Below are 21,131 nucleotides of genomic sequence, written 5' to 3' on the forward strand. Positions count from 1 at the left end.
GATGGCCAAACGTATCCAGTTCAGCGCCCATGGCGGCCCCGACGTACTTGAATATGTGGACTACACACCGGCAGAGCCCGGCCCGCAGCAGGTTCGAGTGCGTAACGAGGCGATTGGCCTGAATTTCATCGATACCTATTTCCGCAGTGGCCTTTACGCGCCGCCGGCCCTGCCATCGGGGCTGGGCGCAGAAGGCGCCGGTGTGGTTGATGCGGTGGGCAGCGAAGTCACGCAATTTAAAGTCGGCGACCGCGTGGCCTACGGCAGCGGCCCACTCGGGGCCTACAGCGAATTGCACGTGCTGCCCGCCGCCAACCTGGTGCACCTGCCGGACGACATCAGCTTCGAACAAGCCGCCGGGGCCATGCTCAAGGGCCTGACCGTGCAATACCTGCTGCGCCAGACCTATGAGCTCAAAGGTGGCGAGACCATCCTGTTCCACGCCGCCGCCGGTGGCGTGGGCTCCCTGGCCTGCCAATGGGCCAAGGCACTGGGCGTGAAGCTGATCGGTACCGTGAGCTCGCCAGAAAAAGCCGCCCTGGCCAAATCCCTCGGCGCATGGGAAACCATCGACTACAGCAAGGAAAATGTCGCACAGCGCGTGCTGGAGTTGACTGACGGCAAAAAGGTGCCCGTGGTCTACGACGGGGTCGGCAAGGACACCTGGCTGACCTCATTGGACAGCGTGGCGCCACGTGGCCTGGTGGTGAGCTTTGGCAATGCGTCGGGCGCGGTGGATGGGGTGAACCTGGGGATACTCGCGGCCAAAGGCTCGCTGTACGTGACACGGCCGACCCTGGCGACCTACGCCAACAATCCGGCGAACCTGCAGGTGATGGCGGATGATCTGTTTTCGATGATCAAGAGCGGCAAGGTGCGCATTGATATCAACCAGCGGTATTCGCTGGCGGAAGCGGCGAAGGCACAGACAGAGTTGTCGGGGCGACGTACCACTGGCTCGACCATTCTGTTGCCTTGAGGGTTTCTTAGGGGGCAACCGCTGCTCCCACATTTGACTGGGTTGCCATGACGGACACAGTTCAAATGTGGGAGGGGCGGTGGGACGCGGTCTCAGGAAGGCCGCACCACCTCACCCGTTGCCAAATCGCGAATCAGGCTCGGGTTCTTGCGCCCACCCAGGGCACCACCCAGCACCAGATCCACCTGCCCGCGAAAGTACTGCTCCACGCGAATCCGCGTGCGCGCCGCCGGGCGGCCCTGGGGGTTGGCTGAGGTGGAGATCAACGGCCCCACCAGCGCGCACAAGTCCCGTACCAGCGGATGATCGCTCACTCGCAGCGCCACCGTGTCGTGGACACCGGTGACCCATTCCGGTAACAAATCCTGATGCGGCACCAACCACGTATTCGGTCCGGGCCAGGTGCTGGCCATACGTTCGATCCAGGTATCCGGGAAGTCTTCGAACAGAAAGTCGAACTGGCGAATATTGTCTGCCACCAGGATCAGGCCCTTGTCCACCGAACGGTTCTTGATCGCCAGCAGCCGATCCACCGCTTCTTCGTTCCAGGGATCGCAACCCAAGCCCCAGACCGCTTCGGTTGGATAGGCAATCACCGCGCCTGCGCGAATTTCTCGTGCGGCTTCCAGCACACGCCACCTGTTGACCATTGTTTACTCTCCGGACTAAAGCTCTGGGCAGTTTACCGATCTTCTTTACAAAACCTAGTTCCAAAAAACTGGCCGCTACAAAAGCTGCCCACGCGCAAGCCAGCGCCCGCTTTCGCAGATCACCAGGCCTTCAAGTTCCAACTCCGTGAGGGTCGCCAACACCTGGGCCAACGGCCGCCCACTGGCCAGCGCGAGGGCTTCGCTGGTATGGGGCGCCGCGTGCAACAGCGCCACCAACGGATGTATCACAGGCATCGGCGCCGGGCGCGACAATGCCTGCCAGCCACGCAAGCCTTCGAGGATGTGTTCAATGGTTTCCACCAGCATCGCCCCATCACGGATCAACTGGTGACACCCCTTGGCCCCGGGATGATGGATGGAGCCCGGGATTGCATACACCTCGCGCCCTTGCTCGGCCGCGAGCTTGGCAGTGATCAGCGAGCCGCTGGCCATGCTGGCCTCCACCACCAGCACGCCCAGGGACAGGCCGCTGATGATGCGGTTGCGCCGGGGAAAGTTACCGGCCTGGGGCGCGGCGTCCAGCGGAAACTCGGAAACCACGGCGCTGCCTTGGGCAATCATCGCCGCCGCAAGCCGTCGATGGCGCTGTGGATAAAGATTTTCCAGGCCCGTGCCGAGTACGCCGATTGTATGCCCCCCCACATCCAAAGCGGCTTGATGGGCCGCACCGTCGATACCCAGCGCAAGGCCACTGGTGATGACAAAACCGGCGCTCGCCAGGCTGCGGGAAAATGCAGCGGCCGTGTCCATGCCGGGGCGGGACGCACGGCGGCTGCCAACCATCGCCAGTTGCGGTTTTTCCAGGATCCCGGGGTCGCCGGCGACGAATAAAAGCGGTGGGGCGTCATCTATCTGGGCGAGCAGTGCCGGGTACTCAGGTTGGTCCCACATCAGCAAATGCTGGTCCGGACGTTCCAACCAGGCCAACGCCTCACTGGCACCGTCGCGGATCTCATGGCTACGGCGGGCATCGGCGCTGATGGGTGACAACCCCAAGGAGCGCCACGCGCTGGCCGGGGCACCGATGGCCTTTGAAGCGCTGCCGAACGCTTCGATCAACAACCGAAAACGCTTCGGGCCTACCTCCGGCAGCCTGTGCAGGCGTAGGCGGGCTTCCAGTTCTGAAGGGGAAATTTCATTGCAGTTTGTCGAAAGCATCTGATCATCCTTGACCGGAACAAGCTGTGGATAACTCTGTTGGTAACTTATTTAGCAGGCTATTTATTGCGGTCGAGGGGCAGTCTCGAAATGGGGGGTAAAGCCCTTGGGGCGTCGTAGTATTAAGAATGGGATTGTGTAACAAGAAATAGTGAATGGCCTGTTGCGTCGCTTGATCCAGCCGCGGGCCGGGCTCTGGAAGCAGGGCCATGGCGAACGGGGCCCATAGCAGCAAGACGAGTAGCGATTTCCTCATGGGGTGAATCTCCTTTATTATGTGCGTTCGCGTGAAATGCCACAGCCTTCGCGGCTTTCGGGCGTTTCACACCGGCCGTATGGGTCCATCCCACCGCCGATTTGCCTTTACCTCACATGTGCAGCAATTACGCTTATGGCTATTTTGAACATCCTCGAATTCCCCGACTCGCGCCTGCGCACAATCGCCAAGCCGGTGGCCGTAGTGGACGACAAGGTTCGTCAGCTGGTCGATGACATGTTTGAAACAATGTATGAAGCGCCTGGTATCGGCCTCGCCGCCACCCAGGTCAACGTGCATCTGCGCGTCGTGGTCATGGACCTGTCGGAAGATCGCAGCGAACCGCGGGTGTACATCAACCCCGAGTTCGAACCGCTGACCGACGAGATGGGCGAATACCAGGAAGGCTGCCTCTCGGTACCGGAGTTCTACGAGAACGTCGAGCGCCCGCTGCGCGTGAAGATCAAGGCCCTCGACCGCGATGGCAAGCCGTTCGAACTGATTGCCGAAGGCCTGCTGGCCGTGTGCATCCAGCACGAATGCGACCACCTCAACGGCAAGCTGTTTGTCGATTACCTGTCCACGCTCAAACGCGACCGGATCAAGAAGAAGCTGGAAAAAAAGCATCGCCAGCAAGCTTGATGCCCTCCTTCCAAAGGCTTGCTGCGGCAAGCCTTTTTCTTTTGTGACTGCTTTTAACCGAGACCTCCCATGACCGAGCCATTGCGCATTGTTTTTGCCGGCACGCCTGAATTTGCCGCCGAACACCTCAAGGCCCTGCTTGCCAGCCCTTATGACATCGTCGCGGTGTACACCCAGCCGGATCGCCCGGCCGGTCGCGGGCAAAAACTGATGCCGAGCCCGGTCAAGCAGTTGGCGCTTGAGCACAACATCCCCGTGCTGCAACCGCCGACCCTGCGCAACGCCGAGGCCCAGGCTGAACTGGCGGCGCTGCAACCGGACTTGCTGGTGGTGGTGGCCTACGGTTTGATCCTGCCCCAGGTCGTGCTGGATATTCCACGCCTGGGCTGTATCAACAGCCACGCCTCACTGCTGCCACGCTGGCGTGGTGCGGCGCCGATCCAACGTGCCGTGGAAGCAGGCGACAGCGAAAGCGGCGTGACGGTGATGCGCATGGAGGCGGGTTTGGACACCGGCCCGATGCTGCTCAAGGTCACCACTCCGATCACGGCCCAAGACACCGGTGGCAGCCTGCACGATCGCCTCGCCGAGATGGGTCCGCCCGCCGTGATCCAGGCTATTGCCGGTCTCGCTGCCGGAACCCTGCAAGGTGAGGTGCAGGACGACAGCCTGGCCACCTACGCCCACAAGCTGAACAAGGACGAAGCCCGCATCGACTGGAGCCGCCCGGCTGTGGAGCTGGAACGCCTGGTGCGTGCCTTCAACCCGTGGCCGATCTGCCACAGCACCCTCAATGGCGAAGCCTTGAAAGTGTTGGCCGCGACCTTGGCCGACGGCAAAGGCACACCCGGTGAAATCATCGACGCCAGCAAGGAGGGGCTGCTGGTCGCTTGCGGCGAACAGGCGCTGTGCCTGACCCGTCTGCAATTGCCCGGTGGCAAGGCGCTTAATTTCAGCGATTTGTACAACAGTCGCCGTGAGAAATTTTCCCTGGGCACGATCCTCGGGGTGGCAGCCCAATGAACCCGCGTCTGGCCGCCGCCAAGGCCCTGGCCGCCGTACTCAACGGCAAGGCTTCGCTGAACAGTTCGCTGCCCACGCAGTTGGACAAGGTTGAAGACCGCGATCGTGGTTTCACCCAGGACCTGGCCTTCGGCACCGCCCGCTGGCAACCACGGTTATCGGCGCTGGCAGCCAAGCTGCTGCAAAAGCCGTTCAAGGCGGCCGATGCTGATGTCGAGGCGCTGCTGCTGGTCGGTCTCTATCAGTTGCTCTACACCCGCGTGCCGGCCCACGCCGCCATCGGTGAAACCGTCGGTTGCGCCGACAAGCTGAAAAAGCCCTGGGCCAAGGCCCTGCTCAACGCGGTACTGCGCCGCGCCCAGCGCGAAAGCGAAGGACTGCTGGCCGAGTTGGAACATGACCCGGTGGTGCGCACCGCTCACCCGCGCTGGCTGCAAAAATCCCTGAAGGCCTTCTGGCCAGAGCAATGGGAAGCCATTTGCGCGGCCAACAACGCGCACCCGCCGATGATCCTGCGGGTCAATCGTCGTCATCACAGCCGTGATGCTTACCTGCACTTGCTGACGAACGCAGGGATCAACGCCACGCCATGCGTGTACAGCAGCGACGGCATCGTGCTGGAAGCGGCCACCGACGTGCGCAGCCTGCCGGGCTTCGCCGAAGGCTGGATCAGTGTGCAGGACGAGGCCGCGCAACTGGCCGCCGACCTGCTCGACCTGGCTCCCGGTCAGCGTGTACTGGACGCCTGCTGTGCTCCCGGCGGTAAGACCTGTCACATCCTCGAAGTCGAAAAAGACCTGGCCGGTGTAGTGGCGGTCGATCTGGAAGCCAAGCGTCTGGTGCGTGTACGGGAGAACCTCGTACGCCTGGGCCTCAGCGCCGAGCTGATCGCTGCCGACGGCCGCGACACCGCCACCTGGTGGGACGGCAAACCGTTCCAGCGCATCCTGCTCGACGCGCCGTGTTCCGCCACCGGTGTGATCCGCCGTCACCCGGACATCAAGCTCACCCGCCAACCCGACGACATCACCGCCCTGGCGGTGCTGCAAGGCGAACTGCTCGACGCACTGTGGCCGACCCTCGAAGTCGGCGGCATCCTGCTCTACGCCACCTGCTCCACCTTGCCCACCGAAAACACCGAGGTGATCGAAGCCTTTCTCGCCCGCACCAGCGGCGCGCGGGAACTGGACCTCGCCACGGCCGCCGGTATCAAGCAGCCCCATGGCCGCCAGTTACTCGCGCAGGAAGGCGGGCATGATGGTTTCTACTACGCCAAACTGATCAAGATCGCCGCCGCGCGCGGCTGAACGGGTTTAAGGGAGTGACCGGATGAAAATCATCATCCTTGGAGCAGGGCAGGTTGGCGGCACACTGGCCGAACATTTGGCCAGTGAAGCCAATGACATCACCGTGGTCGACACCGATGCCGAGCGCCTGCGCAACCTGGGCGACCGCCTGGATATCCGCACCGTACAAGGCCGGGCGTCGTTTCCTACCGTGCTGCGTCAGGCGGGTGCCGACGATGCCGACATGCTGGTCGCGGTCACCAACAGCGACGAGACCAATATGGTCGCCTGCCAGGTCGCCCACACCCTGTTCCACACCCCGACCAAGATCGCCCGGGTGCGTGAAGCCGCCTACCTGACCCGCGCCGGCCTGTTTGATAACGACGCTATCCCCGTGGACGTGCTGATCAGCCCGGAACAGGTAGTCACCCACTACATCAAGCGCCTGATCGAAATCCCCGGCGCCTTGCAGGTGATCGACTTCGCCGGCGGCAAGGCGCAATTGGTGGCCGTGAAGGCCTACTACGGTGGGCCGCTGGTGGGTCAGCAGTTGCGTCAACTGCGTGAACACATGCCGAATGTGGAAACCCGCGTAGCCGCGATTTTCCGACGTGACCGGCCGATCCTGCCCCAGGGCGATACGGTGATCGAGGCCGATGACGAAGTATTCTTCATCGCTGCCAAAGCGAATATTCGTGCCGTCATGAGTGAAATGCGTCGGCTCGATGAGAGCTACAAACGCATCGTCATCGCCGGCGGCGGGCAGATTGGCGAGCGCCTGGCCGAAGCGATCGAAAGTCGCTACCAGGTGAAGATCATCGAGATGAGCCCGACACGCTGCCGGCATTTGTCCGACACCCTGGACAGCACGGTCGTACTGCAAGGCAGTGCCTCGGACCGCGATCTGCTGATGGAAGAAAACATCGCCGACGCCGACATCTTCCTGGCCCTGACCAACGATGACGAGGCCAACATCATGTCGTCCTTGCTGGCCAAGCGGCTGGGGGCCAAGAAGGTCATGACCATCATCAACAACCCGGCCTACGTCGACCTGATCCAGGGCGGCGATATCGACATCGCCATCAGCCCACAGTTGGCCACCATCGGCACCTTGCTTGCCCACGTGCGCCGGGGCGATATCGTCAGCGTGCACTCCCTGCGCCGGGGGGCGGCGGAGGCCATCGAGGCGATTGCCCACGGTGATTCGAAGTCGAGCAAAGTGATCGGCAAGGCCATCCGCGATATAGGCCTGCCGCCGGGCACCACCATTGGCGCAATCATTCGTGATGAGGAAGTGATCATCGCCCACGACGACACGGTGATCGCCACGGGTGACCACGTGATCCTGTTCCTGGTGGATAAAAAACATATCCGCGATGTGGAGAAGCTGTTCCACGTGGGATTGAGCTTTTTCTGATCAACCGGAGTGACCGACATGCTCGAATCCCTGGAAAAAATGCTCGCCAAGGGTGTGGATAATTCCCTGCTGCGCTTTGGGCTGGGCAAGGGTTATCTGGACCTGAAGGACAATGCCAAGGCGGCGGAGCATTTGCACAAATGCGTCGAGTTCGATCCGAAGTATTCGGCGGCGTGGAAGTTGTTGGGCAAGGCGCAGCTGGGGCAGGGTGATAACGCCGCGGCGCGACAGGCGTGGGAGAAGGGCATCGAAGCGGCCCAGGCCCATGGCGACAAGCAGGCCGAGAAAGAGATGACGGTGTTCCTGAAGAAACTCGAGCGCCAAAGCTAAGCAGATCGAAAATGTGGGAGGGGGCTTGCTCCCGATAGTGGTGTTTCAGTCAAACATGCGTTGGCTGACACACTGCTATCGGGAGCAAGCCCCCTCCCACATTTGGTTTTGGATTGGCTCTGGGTCAGTACCACCGCGCCTCACCCGGCGGGCGTTTCTTGAAGCGCTTCATGCTCCACATGTACTGGCTCGGGTAGGCGCCGACATAACGCTCCACCACTTTGCTCATCGCCGCGCAGGACGTGGCGGTGTCGGTGCTGTACATGTCTTCCGGCGCCGCTTCCAGGATCACTTTGTAGCCCGAACCGTCCGGCAGCCGCAGCGCATGCAGGAACACCCCCACGGCCTTGTGGCCGGCGAGCATGTTCGGCACGAACTTGCTGGTGAGCGCCTGGGTGGCGAAGAACGGCACGAAGATCCCTGCGGACTCGGCCGGCTCCGGGTCGGCCGGAATACCCACCTGGCCGCCCTTGCGCACTTCCTTGATCACACTGAGGATGCCTTCCTTGGTGGACGCCGCCACGCGGTTACCCAGTTGTACGCGCTGCTTGCGCAGCAATTCATCCACCGCCTTGAGCTTGGGCGGACGGTAAAAAATGATCGGTTTGCACTGGCTGCAATAGAAGTGGTTCAACACCTCCCAATTACCCAGGTGGCTGGTGATGCCGACCACACCTTTGCCCGAGGCCAGGGCGTCGTGCAGCACTTCCAGGCCTTCGACTTCACGCACCAGGTCGATGGAGCGCTGGGCCGGCCAGATCCAGGCGCAGGCGCTTTCGGTCAGGGACTTGCCGATGTCCTTCAGGCTCTGTCCAACCAGGCGCTCGCGCGCGGCGGGGTCCATGTCCGGAAAGCATTTTGAGAGGTTGATCCGCACCGTGTCACGGGAGCGGTTGGGGGTTTTCCACATGATCCAGCCGATGGCCGTGCCGACCGCTTGAACCGCGCGCCAGGGCAATAGGGCAAACAACCGAAGAGCGCCTACCAGCAAGGCGCCTTTAAACTTTTCCACAGGTCACTCCTGATCGTGTGTGGTGCGCAAAGCCGCCATTCTAACCGGCGTTGGCCAAGTCCGCGTAACGGTCGCAGTCCTGGGTGTGGTCCATGACCATGCCCGAGGCCTGCATGAACGCGTAACAGATGGTCGGGCCGACAAAGGTGAAGCCGGCTTTCTTGAGTGCTTTGCTCATGGCCTCAGCCTCCGGCGTAATCGCCGGCACTTCGCTGCGGTCCTTGAAATGGTTGACCTTGGGCGCGCCGCCGACAAACGACCAGAGCCACCCCACCGGATCTTCAAGCGCCAGCCAGGCTGCGGCGTTGCGCCGGGTGGCGTTGAGCTTGAGACGGTTACGCACAATGCCAGGGTCAAGCATCAGCGCTTCGATCTCGGCATCGGTCAGCTGTGCCAGACGCCGGGCATCAAAACCAAACAAGACCTTTCGGTAATGCTCGCGTTTGCGTAAAACGGTGATCCAGGACAGGCCCGCCTGGAACCCTTCGAGCAAAAGCAACTCGAACAAACCCTGCGCATCGCGCAGCGGCGTTCCCCACTCCTGATCGTGATAAGCCATGTACAGCGGATCTTCAGAACACCAAAAGCAGCGTGGCATAAGGCTCCAGGGGATGGTGGCGCGGCCGAATCGGGTATACTCCCGCTCTTTAAATCGCAGCCCAAGTAACAGGTGAATTTCGTGAGCCAGCCTACGCCAGCCGTGCGTACCTTCCAAGACTTGATCCTCGCCCTCCAGCAATACTGGGCCGAGCAAGGTTGTGTGGTACTTCAGCCCTACGATATGGAAGTAGGCGCCGGCACTTTCCACACCGCTACATTCCTGCGGGCCATCGGCCCGGAAACCTGGAACGCCGCTTATGTGCAGCCCAGTCGTCGCCCGACTGACGGCCGCTACGGCGAAAACCCGAACCGTCTGCAGCACTACTATCAGTTCCAGGTAGTCCTGAAGCCGAACCCGGATAACTTCCAGGAACTGTACCTGGGCTCGCTCAAGCACGTGGGCCTCGACCCGCTGGTGCACGACATCCGTTTCGTCGAAGACAACTGGGAGTCGCCCACCCTCGGCGCCTGGGGCCTGGGCTGGGAAGTCTGGCTCAATGGCATGGAAGTCACCCAGTTCACCTACTTCCAGCAGGCCGGTGGCATCGAGTGCTACCCGGTGACCGGCGAGATCACCTACGGCCTCGAGCGCCTGGCCATGTACCTGCAGGGCGTGGATTCGGTCTACGACCTGGTGTGGGCTGACGGCCCGTTCGGCAAAGTGACCTATGGCGATGTGTTCCACCAGAACGAAGTGGAGCAATCGACCTACAACTTCGAACACGCCAACGTCGACAAGCTGTTCGAACTGTTCGACTTCTATGAAAGCGAAGCCAAGCGCCTGATCGAACTCGACCAGCCGCTGCCGTTGCCGAGCTACGAAATGGTGTTGAAGGCCTCCCATACCTTCAACCTGCTGGACGCCCGCCGTGCCATCTCGGTAACCGCGCGCCAGCAATACATCCTGCGTGTACGCACCCTGGCGCGTTCCGTCGCCCAAGCCTACCTGCTGGCTCGCGCCAAGCTGGGCTTCCCGATGGCCACCCCGGACCTGCGTGATGAAGTGTTGGCTAAGCTGGAGGCTGCACAATGAGTGCTCAAGATTTCCTGGTTGAACTGGGCACCGAAGAGCTGCCACCCAAGGCACTCAATACCCTGGCCGATGCGTTCCTGGCCGGTATCGAAAAAGGCCTGCAGAGCGCCGGCCTGAAGTTTGAAGCGAAAAAAGTCTACGCCGCACCGCGCCGCCTGGCCGTGTTGCTGACCGCGCTGGAAACCCAGCAGCCGGACCGCAGCATCAACCTCGACGGCCCGCCACGCCAGGCGGCTTTCGACGCCGAAGGCAACCCGACCCAAGCCGCACTGGGCTTCGCCAAGAAATGTGGCGTCGAGCTGAGCGAGATCGACCAGAGCGGCCCGAAACTGCGTTTCAGCCAGGTCATCACAGGCAAGCCGACCGCCAGCCTGTTGCCGACCATCGTCGAAGACTCCCTGAACGACCTGCCGATTCCCAAGCGCATGCGCTGGGGCGCGCGCAAGGAAGAGTTCGTGCGCCCGACCCAGTGGCTGGTGATGCTGCTCGGTGACCAGGTCATCGATTGCACCCTCCTCGCCCAGAAAGCTGGCCGTGATTCCCGTGGCCATCGCTTCCACCATCCACAAGCGGTGCGAATCACTTCGCCGGCTAACTATGCCGCCGATCTGCGTGCTGCCTACGTGCTGGCCGATGCCGACGAGCGTCGCGAGCTGATCAGCAAGCGCACCGAAGAACTCGCCCGCCTGCAGGAAGGCACCGCCATCGTGCCGCCAAGCCTGCTCGACGAAGTGACCGCGCTGGTTGAATGGCCGGTGCCGCTGGTGTGCTCGTTCGAAGAACGTTTCCTCGATGTGCCGCAGGAAGCGCTGATCACTACCATGCAGGACAACCAGAAGTATTTCTGCCTGCTGGACGTGGAGGGCAAGTTGCTGCCGCGCTTTATCACCGTGGCCAACATCGAAAGCAAGGACCCGCAGCAGATCATCGCCGGTAACGAGAAAGTCGTTCGCCCACGCCTGACTGACGCCGAGTTCTTCTTCAAGCAAGACAAGAAGCAGAAACTCGAAGACTTCAACCTGCGCCTGCAGAACGTGGTGTTCCAGGAAAAACTCGGCAGCGTCTACGACAAGGCCGTGCGCGTTTCCAAGCTGGCGGCCTACATTGCCCCACGCATCGGCGGTGATGCCGCCTGGGCTGCGCGCGCAGGCTTGCTGTCCAAGTGCGACCTGGCCACCGAGATGGTCGGCGAGTTCCCGGAGATGCAGGGCGTTGCCGGTTACTACTACGCCCTCAACGATGGCGAGGCGGACGATGTCGCGCTGGCGCTGAACGAGCAGTACATGCCGCGTGGCGCCGGCGCCGAGCTGCCGACCACCCTGACCGGTGCGGCCGTGGCCATCGCCGACAAGCTGGATACCCTCGTCGGTATCTTCGGTATCGGCATGCTGCCTACCGGTAGCAAAGACCCGTATGCCCTGCGTCGTGCAGCCCTTGGCGTGCTGCGTATCCTGATCGACAAGAAGCTCGACCTCGACCTGACCCAGGCCGTGGTGTTCGCGGTCGGCCAGTTCGGTGGCAAGGTCAAGCAAGCCGGCCTGGCCGAGCAAGTGCTGGAGTTCGTATTCGACCGCCTGCGTGCGCGTTATGAAGACGAAGGCGTGGACGTTTCCGTCTACCTGTCGGTACGTGCCCTGCAACCGGGTTCGGCACTGGACTTCGATCAGCGCGTACAAGCCGTACAGGCGTTCCGTAAGCTGCCCGAAGCCGACGCCCTGGCCGCTGTGAACAAGCGAGTGTCGAACCTGCTGAGCAAGGCCGAAGGCCTGGGCAACGCCGATGTCGACCCAGGCCTGTTCGCCGACGCTAAGGAGTTCTCGCTGAATTCTGCCATTGCCAAGGCAGAGAACGCGGTGAAGCCGCTGATCGCCGAACGCAATTACGCCGAAGCCCTGGCACGCCTGGCGACCTTGCGTGAGCCGGTGGATGCGTTCTTCGAAGCGGTGATGATCAATGCCGAAGATGCCGGCGTGCGGAAAAACCGCTATGCCATGCTGGCGCGTCTGCGTGGCCTGTTCGTCAACATCGCTGACATTTCGACGCTGAGCTGACCATGTTGAAACTGCTGATTCTCGATCGGGACGGGGTGATCAACTACGACTCCGACGCTTACATCAAGTCGGTGGCGGAATGGATTCCACTGCCCGGTTCGATCGAGGCCATCGCGCAGTTGAGCAAAGCCGGCTGGACGGTGGCCATCGCTACCAACCAGTCCGGCATCGCCCGCGGCTATTACGACATCGCCACCCTGGACGCCATGCACGCGCGCTTGCGCACGCTGGTGGCGGAGCAGGGCGGTGAGGTGGGGCTGGTGGTGTATTGCCCTCACGGGCCGGATGAGGGCTGCGATTGCCGCAAACCCAAGCCTGGCATGTTGAAAATCATTGCAGAACATTACAAGGTGCCCTTGGCTGGGATATGGTTCGTCGGGGACAGCCTCGGTGACCTGGAGGCGGCCAAAGCCGTCGACTCTCAGCCAGTTTTGGTAAAGACCGGGAAAGGCGAAAAGACCCAGGTGAAAAACCTGCCGGTAGGCACCTTGATTTTTGACGATCTGGCGGCGGTTGCCGCAGAACTTATCAACAACTAGCCGCCCTCGACTTCCTGGCCAAGGACTGTTCGGGAGTGCGCTTTTAACAGGCGGGCCATGTCCCGCAACGGTAAATGCCGCCATGTCGATTTTGCAGGCCATCAGAACCTTTTTCTTTTACCTGCTGCTGGGCACCAGTTCGTTTCTCTGGTGCACCCTGAGCTTTTTTATTGCGCCGTTCCTGCCGTTCAAGGCGCGCTATCGCTTTATCAACGTCTATTGGTGCCGCTGCGCGTTGTGGCTGACCAAGGTGTTCCTGAACATTCGCTTCGAGATCAAGGGCGCTGAAAACGTACCGGACCAGCCGTGCGTGATTCTGTCGAACCACCAGAGCACCTGGGAGACCTTCTTCCTCTCGGCTTACTTCTCGCCGTTGAGCCAGGTGCTCAAGCGCGAGTTGCTGTACGTGCCGTTCTTCGGCTGGGCCATGGCCATGTTGCGCCCGATCGCCATCGACCGTGACAACCCCAAGGCGGCGCTCAAGCATGTCGCCAAGAAGGGCGATGAACTGCTCAAGGATGGCGTGTGGGTGCTGATCTTCCCGGAAGGTACGCGGGTACCCTTTGGGACAGTCGGCAAGTTCTCTCGCGGCGGTACCGCATTGGCAGTCAACGCCAACCTGCCGGTGCTGCCGATTGCGCATAACGCCGGCAAGTTCTGGCCGAAGGCGGGTTGGGCAAAACGCGCGGGCACCATCACTGTGGTGATAGGCGAGCCAATGTACGCAGAAGGGGAAGGCCCACGCGCCATTGCCGCGCTGAATGACCGTGCCCAGGCATGGAATGAAGCGCAGCAGCGGGCCATGGGTTCCCTGCCGCCGGAGCCGATTGTGGTGGAGACGCCGGTGGTATGAGCATCTGTGGATAACCTGTGTACGCTTTGTTGGCGAATTGGCTTTTTTTGGTCCTAATAAGTTGATTTAGTTAGATATTTCCAAATCCATTAAAATCGCAAAAAACGTGCATAAGTTTTTTCCGCATTAAAAAACCGGTCCTTGAGACCGGTTTTTTATGCACAGCGCAAAGGTACGTTTTAGCCGTCGTCCAGCAAGGGCAGCTGCAGGCTGAAAGTGGTGCCTTTGCCCACGGTGCTTTCACACTCGATACGGCCCCCATGACGCTCCACCACCGCCTTGACCATGCTCAGTCCCAACCCCAGCCCTTCGCTGCCTTGGGCCGAGTCAAAGCGCTTGTACTGGCTGAACAGTTCCGGCAAATCCTCGGCGGCTATCCCTGGGCCCTGGTCGCTGATGCGGCATTCCAACCAGCCTTGCGCGCTGCTGTGCCGCAGCCGGACAGTGGTACCGGACGGAGAGTATTTGATCGCGTTCTCCAGCACATTGAACAATGCGCGGGTGAGCAGCGATTGATCGGCTGACACCATCCCTTCGTCGGCCTCGTCCAGATCGTGGACCAGGTGAATCCCCTTGAGCTGGGCGATCACGGCCACTTGATCAAAGGCATCCATTACCAACATGGCGAACAGCGTAGGCTCGAACTGGTAGCCATCGGCCTCAGCCCGCGCCAGTTGCACAAATGATTCGGTCAGGCTCAAGGCGCGGCGTACTTGTTGCTCTATCTGGGCGAATATCGGCGACTCACTGCCGTGCACATCCAACAGGGCGAGGATCGCCGAGTGGGGTGCACGCAAGTCGTGAGAGAGGAAACGCAGCATGGTTTCCCGATGCTGCTGGGCCTCGCGTTCCTTGCTCAGGTCGGTGAGGCTCAACAGCCAGCCAAGCGCGACATCCCCTTCGGCCGGCAGCAAGGGGGCAAGCTCCATGCGCAGGCTGCGTTGATGGATATCACGAAACTCGATGAGTTCCAGTGTCGAGAGGGTAGGGCGTACGCCATTGTGCAGCGGCGGATAACCCAGGTCGGCCAGTTGCTCCAGAAGGTTATGGTTGATCAGATCATTGCCGAACACTTCCCGGGCGATGCGGTTGGCCAACAGGACATTACCCTGGGTGTCTGTGATCAGTGTTGCCACCGGCAGGCATTCCAACCCATCGGCCATAAACCGTCGGGTGTCCCGCGTACGACTGACGGCTTGCTCCAAGGCAAAGATACGGCCCTGTAATACATCACCTTTGCTGGCGGGTGCACGACGGCGTTCGGGCAAGACTTTGGGTTCGTGATCCAGGCGCGCCAATTCCCAGCCAAAGTAGGCCAGGATCACGCTGAGACGCCGCCAGTTCCAGATCAGGTAGCTGAGCAGCAAACCGATCCAACAGGCCGCGGGCGACCACCAGTAGCCCAGGCGCAATAAGGCCGCTGAACCGAGCAAGGCCATGCACATGCACCCCAGGGTCATCCACAGCGCATAGCGTGGGCGGTAGAGCAGCAGGCCCAACAGCACCGCCACCAGGGACGTTGCCATCAGTGCGGCCAGCCAACCGGGCATATCGACGATACTTCGACCTTGCAGCAAGCCATTGAGTACATTGGCCTGGATCTCCACACCCGCAGTCGTACCGGCCATAGGCGAGAGCGGGGTGACAAAGCGATCGCCCATGCCCGACGCAGTTGCCCCCACCAGAATCAGACGGCCCCGTAACCGCTCAGGAGGGACCTCACCGTGTAATACGCTGGCATAAGACACACTCGGGAAATGGGTGTCGGCAGCAATAAACGGGATACGGACAGCATGCTCCCGGTGCCAATCCTGGGTGATCGATGGCAGAGGTTCCCCGGGCATCTCGGCCGATTGCCCGCTCATCACGAAAGCCAGCCACGCTAACTGAAGCGCCGTGGCGTCGGCTGGTCCCTCGCGCATATACAGCCTGCGGACCACGCCATCGCTATCCGCCTCCACATTGATGTGCCCGACACCCTTGGCACATTTGAGCAGTGACAACATTTGTGCCCCAGGCTGGCTATAGCTGGCCGAATCGTCACGAGCCAAGGGCAACAATACGTTGCCGGCGTTGCACACCGCGTCGGCCAGGCGCTTGTCATTGACCGGGTTACCGGGCTCGCTGAAGACCACATCAAACAGGATACCGGCCGGTTGCGCCGCGCTCAGGCGATCGATCAGGTCGGCGTGCACACTGCGCGGCCAGGGCCACTGGCCGAGTTTCTTCAGGCTAGGGTCATCGATGGTCACCAGCAGGATACGCGGGTCCACCGGCAGCGGTGCCAGACGACGAAGGCTGTCGTATAGCGGGTTGTTCAAGGCCAGGCCAGGACTCATCGAGAGGTAGGCAGTGATTGGCAACAGCAGCAAACCGATCCATAACCACTCACGTACCAGACCGTGGAACAGGCGCTGGGCATGGGTGGGTTGGCGCTTTTCGGCCTTTCCCCAGAGCATCATGGATCAACGCGCCTGAGTTGTTGGCGTGCGATAGAAGATGGCATAGACCCCCGATTCCTCCTCAGGCGTTGCATGGCGTAAGCCGACACACGTACGTGATAGAACGACGCGTTGAGCCCAGTGAAGCTCATTTTCGGCGCGGTGGAAAAAATTTCCTGCTGGATGTTCATAACGGCGGGGATTCCAAAGGGCATCCACTATCGGGGCACAGGAGTTTACGACAGCGCACGCGTCGGCTGATCCTTTTCCTTAAGGCCTGGAGCCGGTATCTTTCCCACATCGGTATGGAGGACTTTCAATGGCATATTCGCTTATTGATCCCAGCGTACCGAGAGATCCAAGGGGTCGACGAACCTGAGCACAATTCTTCAGATTCATTGACCGGCATCTGCGCAGTACGTGCCCCTCAATACGACTGCCGTACTCTTCAAGAAGAAAGGACCCACCCATGCGTGTCGCAATACTGGATGACGAACCCGCTGAATTGCGACGGGTGGAACAGACACTGCGACAAATCCCCAGCACCGCCGAACAACCCTGGTCCCTGCATTGCTTCGAACGCGGCGAAGACCTGCTGCGTCAGTTGCGTCGGGAGACCTTCGACCTGCTGATACTCGACTGGCAACTGCCCGACATCACCGGTATTGCCTTACTGCGCTGGACCCGTGAACACATGGAGTCGCCACCTGCAGTCATCATGCTCACCAGCCGTGATGCCGAAAGCGATATCGTCAGCGCATTGAACAGTGGCGCCGACGATTACGTCAGTAAACCCTTTCGGCCTAACGAACTGAAGGCACGAGTGACAGCCGTTCTACGTCGGCATGGCCTGCAGAGATCGGCAACCCCTGAAGTGCAGAGTTTCAACGACCTGACCTTCGACGACGCAGAGTTGACCGTCACACGCGCAGGCAAACCGATCAACCTCACCGAGCGCGAATATCGCCTGGCGAGCTGCTTGTTCGCCAACCTGGCTCGGCCGCTGTCGCGCGAGTACCTTTATGAGCGGTTCTGGACCCATGAAGAAATGGTGTCCTCGCGGCCGCTGGATACGCATATCTATCGGCTACGCAACAAGCTCGGGCTTACCGCTGACAGGGGTTGGCAATTGTTGACGATCTATGGGTATGGGTATCGATTGGAGAGTGTGGCGGCGGCTTCTTCTCATGGATAAAAAACACGATGTTCCACGTGGAGCATTTTGCAGAAGATGATTTCCACGCAATAAAAAAGGCCAACGCTATGCGTTGGCCTTTTTTATTTTAGGCGTCGTACCTGGATCAGAAATCCAGGTTAGACACTGCCAGGGCATTGCTCTCGATGAAGTCACGGCGAGGTTCGACCGCATCACCCATCAGGGTGTTGAAGATCTGGTCTGCGCCAATGGCGTCCTCGATGGTTACACGCAGCATACGGCGCTGGGCTGGGTCCATGGTGGTTTCCCACAGTTGATCCGGGTTCATTTCGCCCAGACCTTTGTATCGCTGGATCGTATGGCGCTTGGTGCTTTCCGCCATCAACCAGTCCAGGGCTTCCTTGAACTCCTTGACCGCTTTCTTACGCTCGCCACGCTGAATATAAGCACCATCGTCCAGCAGGGTGCTCAGTTGCGCGCCGAGGGTCACAACGGTCTTGTAGTCGTTGCTGCCGAAGAAGTCGCGGTTGAAGGTGACGTAGTTCGAGAGGCCGTGGGAGATCAATTCGACCTCTGGCAGCCAGACGTTACGTTCACGGTCTTCACGCAGGCTGGCTTTGTACACCAGGCCGGATTTTTCGACAGTACGCAGGCGTACTTCGTACTGGGCCAGCCATTCCTGCATGTGTGCGTGGTCGCCCAACTGCTCCAGGCTTACGGACGGCAGGTAGATGAAGTGCTCGGTCAATTCCTGTGGGTACAGGCGCGACAGGCGCTTGAGTGTCTTCATCACCATACGGAAGTCGTTAACCAGACGCTCCAGCGCCTCGCCGGAGATCCCTGGGGCTTCGTCGTTCAAGTGCAGGCTGGCGTCTTCCAGGGCCGACTGCGTCATGTACTCTTCCATGGCGTCGTCGTCTTTGATGTATTGCTCTTGCTTGCCTTTCTTCACTTTGTACAACGGCGGCTGGGCGATATAGATATAGCCACGCTCGATCAGCTCCGGCAACTGACGGAAGAAGAAGGTCAGCAGCAGGGTACGGATGTGCGAACCGTCGACGTCAGCATCGGTCATGATGATGATGTTGTGATAGCGCAGCTTGTCGATGTTGTACTCGTCTCGGCCAATACCGCAGCCCAGTGCCGTGATCAAGGTGCCGACTTCCTGGGAGGAAATCATCTTGTCAAAACGAGCCTTCTCGACGTTGAGGATCTTACCCTTCAACGGCAGGATGGCCTGGGTGCGACGGTTACGACCCTGCTTGGCGGAACCGCCAGCAGAGTCACCTTCCACCAGGTACAGTTCGGAAAGGGCAGGGTCCTTCTCCTGGCAGTCAGCCAGTTTGCCTGGCAAGCCGGCAATATCCAGCGCACCTTTACGGCGGGTCATCTCACGGGCTTTACGCGCCGCTTCACGGGCACGTGCGGCGTCGATCATCTTGCCGACAACCAGCTTGGCTTCGTTCGGGTTTTCCAGCAGGAAGTCCGAGAAGTACTTACCCATCTCCTGTTCAACCGCAGTTTTCACTTCGGAAGACACCAGCTTGTCTTTGGTCTGGGAGCTGAATTTAGGGTCAGGCACTTTCACCGAGATGATCGCGGTCAGGCCTTCACGGGCATCGTCACCAGTGGTGGCGACCTTATGCTTCTTCGCCAGGCCTTCGGCTTCGATGTAGGTGTTCAGGTTACGCGTCAGCGCCGAACGGAAACCCACCAAGTGAGTGCCACCGTCACGCTGTGGAATGTTGTTGGTGAAGCACAACAGGTTCTCGTTGAAGCTGTCGTTCCATTGCAGGGCGATTTCCACGCCGATGCCGTCTTCACGCTGGATGTTGAAGTGGAACACCTGGTTGACCGCAGTCTTGTTGGTGTTCAGGTATTCAACGAACGCACGCAAGCCGCCTTCGTATTTGAACAGCTCTTCCTTGCCGCTGCGCTCATCCTTGAGGACGATGCCGACACCGGAGTTGAGGAAGGACAATTCACGAATCCGCTTGGCCAGGATGTCCCAGCTGAAGTGGATGTTCTTGAAAGTTTCAGCCGATGGCTTGAAATGGATCTGGGTACCGGTGCTTTCACTGTCACCAACGATTTTCATCGGCTCCTGTGGCACACCGTGGACGTAGGTCTGCTCCCAGATCTTGCCACTGCGGCGAACGGTCAGGATCAGCTCTTCGGACAGAGCGTTCACCACCGACACACCCACACCGTGCAAACCACCGGAGACTTTGTAGGAGTTGTCGTCGAACTTACCGCCGGCGTGGAGCACGGTCATGATGACCTCTGCCGCCGAAACACCTTCTTCTTTGTGCACATCTACCGGGATGCCGCGACCGTTGTCGCGCACGGTAATGGATTCGTCCGGATGGATGATGATGCTGATGTCGTCGCAGTGACCGGCCAAAGCTTCGTCGATGGAGTTGTCGACCACCTCGAACACCATGTGGTGCAGACCGCTACCGTCATCAGTGTCGCCAATGTACATACCGGGACGTTTGCGTACGGCATCCAAACCTTTCAGCACTTTAATGCTGGTCGAGTCGTACGTGTTTTCTTCGCTCATGCCTTCACTCCCGATGGTCGTGGGTCTGGGTGATACGGCCTTGTTCCACGTGGAACAAAGCGACTGGCGTTTCCGTCTGCCAGCCTTCCCTCAATAATTCGTGGTCTACACAGGTGATAAACACCTGGCAGCGTAAGTCTTCCAACAAGCGGCATAATGCACGGCGGTGTTGCTCGTCGAGTTCAGACGGCAAGTCATCCACCAGATAAATACACTGACCACGTCGGGCTTGGCTAACCAGATGCCCCTGGGCGATCCGAAGTGCACACACCACCAACTTCTGCTGGCCGCGGGACAAGATATCCGCAGCATTGTGTGCGCCTAATCTAAGACGCAAATCAGCCCGTTGGGGTCCGGCCTGGGTATGGCCAATTTGCTGATCCCGCTGCAGGGACGTCGCGAGCACTGCACTCAGCTCACGGTCTTTGTCCCAGCCACGGTAGTAACTCAGCGTCAGCCCCTCGAGATCCAACAACTCACTCAAGGTCTGCTCAAAGACTGGTTTCAAGGCTTTGATATAGGCGCGGCGGTATTCATCTATTTCATCGCTGGCCAGGCACAATTCCCGGTCCCAGGCCGCTTGCGAAGCGGCGTCAAGTGTACCATGCCGCAGCCATGAGTTCCGCTGCCGCAGGGCCTTCTGCAGGCGCTGCCACGTGGCCATGAATCGCGGTTCCACGTGGAACACTCCCCAGTCGAGAAACTGCCTGCGGATCTTTGGCGCGCCTTCCAACAAGCGGAAGCTGTCAGGGTTGATCAGTTGCAATGGCAGGATCTCTGCCAGTTGTGCGGCACTGCGAGCATTTTGCCCGTCGATGCGAATCTGGAACTCACCGCCGCGATCACGAGAAATCCCCAGGCTGCTGTGCCCACCCTCTGCCAGTTCGACTTGGCCAAATACCGTGCAGGCCAGTTGTTCGTACTGAATCACCGGCAACAGGCGGGCACTGCGAAAGGAACGGGCAAGCCCTAGCAGGTGGATGGCTTCCAGCACGCTGGTTTTGCCACTACCGTTGGCGCCGTGGAGGATATTGATACGAGGGGAGGGGGAGAAGGTCACCGGGTGCAGATTGCGCACCGCGGTGACCGAGACGCGACTAAGGGACATCTAGCTTCTGCTG

At 60.3% G+C, this 21,131-nt stretch carries 18 protein-coding genes and 1 pseudogene; 11 read left to right on the plus strand and 8 right to left on the minus strand.

All coding sequences use genetic code 11. The features are described 5' to 3' along the window. Position 1 precedes the first annotated feature (1 nt). On the plus strand, positions 2-979 hold the full coding sequence (locus BB029_RS00550) for a quinone oxidoreductase (RefSeq protein WP_065937897.1): 978 nt from the start codon (positions 2-4) through the stop codon (positions 977-979). Positions 980-1,071: 92 nt separating this feature from the next. On the opposite strand, the gene BB029_RS00555 is transcribed toward BB029_RS00550, so the two are convergent. The 3 genes and pseudogenes from BB029_RS00555 to BB029_RS33600 form a co-directional block, all read right to left on the minus strand. Then, on the minus strand, positions 1,072-1,629 hold the full coding sequence (locus BB029_RS00555; RefSeq protein ID WP_027608149.1) for an L-threonylcarbamoyladenylate synthase: 558 nt from the start codon (positions 1,627-1,629) through the stop codon (positions 1,072-1,074). Positions 1,630-1,704: 75 nt separating this feature from the next. Continuing rightward, entirely contained in the window at positions 1,705-2,808 is a 1,104-nt protein-coding gene (gene dprA, locus BB029_RS00560) for a DNA-processing protein DprA (protein WP_065937898.1), read from the minus strand. A gap of 100 nt (positions 2,809-2,908) precedes the next feature. Next, positions 2,909-3,064: pseudogene (locus BB029_RS33600) on the minus strand (peptidoglycan-binding protein); the annotation flags it as partial. Between the two features lie 135 nt (positions 3,065-3,199). On the opposite strand from BB029_RS33600, the gene def reads away from it, so the two are divergent. The 5 genes from def (at position 3,200) to BB029_RS00585 (ending at position 7,762) form a co-directional block, all read left to right on the plus strand. Then, on the plus strand, positions 3,200-3,706 hold the full coding sequence (def, locus tag BB029_RS00565) for a peptide deformylase (protein WP_005783383.1): 507 nt from the start codon (positions 3,200-3,202) through the stop codon (positions 3,704-3,706). 69 nt (positions 3,707-3,775) lie between these two features. Continuing rightward, complete coding sequence (gene fmt / locus BB029_RS00570) at positions 3,776-4,729, plus strand: methionyl-tRNA formyltransferase (RefSeq protein ID WP_065937899.1); 954 nt, start codon at positions 3,776-3,778, stop codon at positions 4,727-4,729. Beyond that, the gene (rsmB, locus tag BB029_RS00575; protein ID WP_065937900.1) at positions 4,726-6,036 is read left to right on the plus strand and encodes a 16S rRNA (cytosine(967)-C(5))-methyltransferase RsmB; all 1,311 of its coding nucleotides are present in this window, start codon (positions 4,726-4,728) and stop codon (positions 6,034-6,036) included. Before fmt ends, rsmB begins: the two co-directional genes overlap by 4 nt. Before the next feature lie 22 nt (positions 6,037-6,058). Further along, positions 6,059-7,432, plus strand: coding sequence for a Trk system potassium transporter TrkA (trkA, locus tag BB029_RS00580; RefSeq protein ID WP_065937901.1), 1,374 nt, complete (start codon positions 6,059-6,061; stop codon positions 7,430-7,432). Between the two features lie 18 nt (positions 7,433-7,450). After that, positions 7,451-7,762, plus strand: coding sequence for a M48 family metallopeptidase (locus BB029_RS00585; RefSeq protein WP_027608154.1), 312 nt, complete (start codon positions 7,451-7,453; stop codon positions 7,760-7,762). Positions 7,763-7,886: 124 nt separating this feature from the next. Here BB029_RS00585 and BB029_RS00590 read toward each other — a convergent pair whose 3' ends face one another. Together BB029_RS00590 and BB029_RS00595 are read right to left on the minus strand one after the other, a co-directional pair. Further along, the gene (locus BB029_RS00590) at positions 7,887-8,774 is read right to left on the minus strand and encodes a lysophospholipid acyltransferase (protein WP_065937902.1); all 888 of its coding nucleotides are present in this window, start codon (positions 8,772-8,774) and stop codon (positions 7,887-7,889) included. Between the two features lie 40 nt (positions 8,775-8,814). Continuing rightward, positions 8,815-9,372 (minus strand): DNA-3-methyladenine glycosylase I, encoded by a 558-nt coding sequence (locus tag BB029_RS00595; protein ID WP_065937903.1) that lies wholly within the window; start codon positions 9,370-9,372, stop codon positions 8,815-8,817. An 81-nt stretch (positions 9,373-9,453) separates the two neighbouring features. Here BB029_RS00595 and glyQ point away from each other — a divergent pair, with 81 nt between their 5' ends. The 4 genes from glyQ to BB029_RS00615 all read left to right on the plus strand — a co-directional run bounded on the left by glyQ (position 9,454) and on the right by BB029_RS00615 (position 13,850). Next, on the plus strand, positions 9,454-10,407 hold the full coding sequence (gene glyQ, locus BB029_RS00600; protein WP_003187265.1) for a glycine--tRNA ligase subunit alpha: 954 nt from the start codon (positions 9,454-9,456) through the stop codon (positions 10,405-10,407). After that, entirely contained in the window at positions 10,404-12,458 is a 2,055-nt protein-coding gene (gene glyS, locus BB029_RS00605) for a glycine--tRNA ligase subunit beta (protein ID WP_065937904.1), read from the plus strand. Before glyQ ends, glyS begins: the two co-directional genes overlap by 4 nt. 2 nt (positions 12,459-12,460) lie before the next feature. Then, a complete protein-coding gene (gene gmhB, locus BB029_RS00610; protein ID WP_168166790.1) occupies positions 12,461-12,997 on the plus strand; it encodes a D-glycero-beta-D-manno-heptose 1,7-bisphosphate 7-phosphatase in 537 nt (178 codons plus the stop codon). 82 nt (positions 12,998-13,079) lie between these two features. Beyond that, the gene (locus tag BB029_RS00615; RefSeq protein WP_065926814.1) at positions 13,080-13,850 is read left to right on the plus strand and encodes a 1-acyl-sn-glycerol-3-phosphate acyltransferase; all 771 of its coding nucleotides are present in this window, start codon (positions 13,080-13,082) and stop codon (positions 13,848-13,850) included. 179 nt (positions 13,851-14,029) lie between these two features. Here BB029_RS00615 and BB029_RS00620 read toward each other — a convergent pair whose 3' ends face one another. Then, positions 14,030-16,312 carry a CHASE2 domain-containing protein gene (locus tag BB029_RS00620; RefSeq protein ID WP_065937905.1) on the minus strand — a complete coding sequence of 761 codons (2,283 nt, stop codon included), beginning with the start codon at positions 16,310-16,312 and terminating at the stop codon, positions 14,030-14,032. Positions 16,313-16,760: 448 nt separating this feature from the next. Between BB029_RS00620 and BB029_RS00625 the strand changes: the two genes are divergently transcribed. After that, positions 16,761-17,486, plus strand: coding sequence for a response regulator transcription factor (locus BB029_RS00625; protein ID WP_065937906.1), 726 nt, complete (start codon positions 16,761-16,763; stop codon positions 17,484-17,486). A 106-nt stretch (positions 17,487-17,592) separates the two neighbouring features. On the opposite strand, the gene gyrB is transcribed toward BB029_RS00625, so the two are convergent. Together gyrB and recF are read right to left on the minus strand one after the other, a co-directional pair. Continuing rightward, positions 17,593-20,010, minus strand: coding sequence for a DNA topoisomerase (ATP-hydrolyzing) subunit B (gyrB, locus tag BB029_RS00630; RefSeq protein WP_065937907.1), 2,418 nt, complete (start codon positions 20,008-20,010; stop codon positions 17,593-17,595). A 4-nt stretch (positions 20,011-20,014) separates the two neighbouring features. After that, the gene (recF, locus tag BB029_RS00635) at positions 20,015-21,118 is read right to left on the minus strand and encodes a DNA replication/repair protein RecF (protein WP_027608164.1); all 1,104 of its coding nucleotides are present in this window, start codon (positions 21,116-21,118) and stop codon (positions 20,015-20,017) included. Positions 21,119-21,131 lie beyond the last annotated feature (13 nt).

The sequence above is a fragment of the Pseudomonas sp. S3E12 genome, assembly GCF_001702295.1.
In the GTDB taxonomy this organism is placed as follows: domain Bacteria; phylum Pseudomonadota; class Gammaproteobacteria; order Pseudomonadales; family Pseudomonadaceae; genus Aquipseudomonas; species Aquipseudomonas marginalis.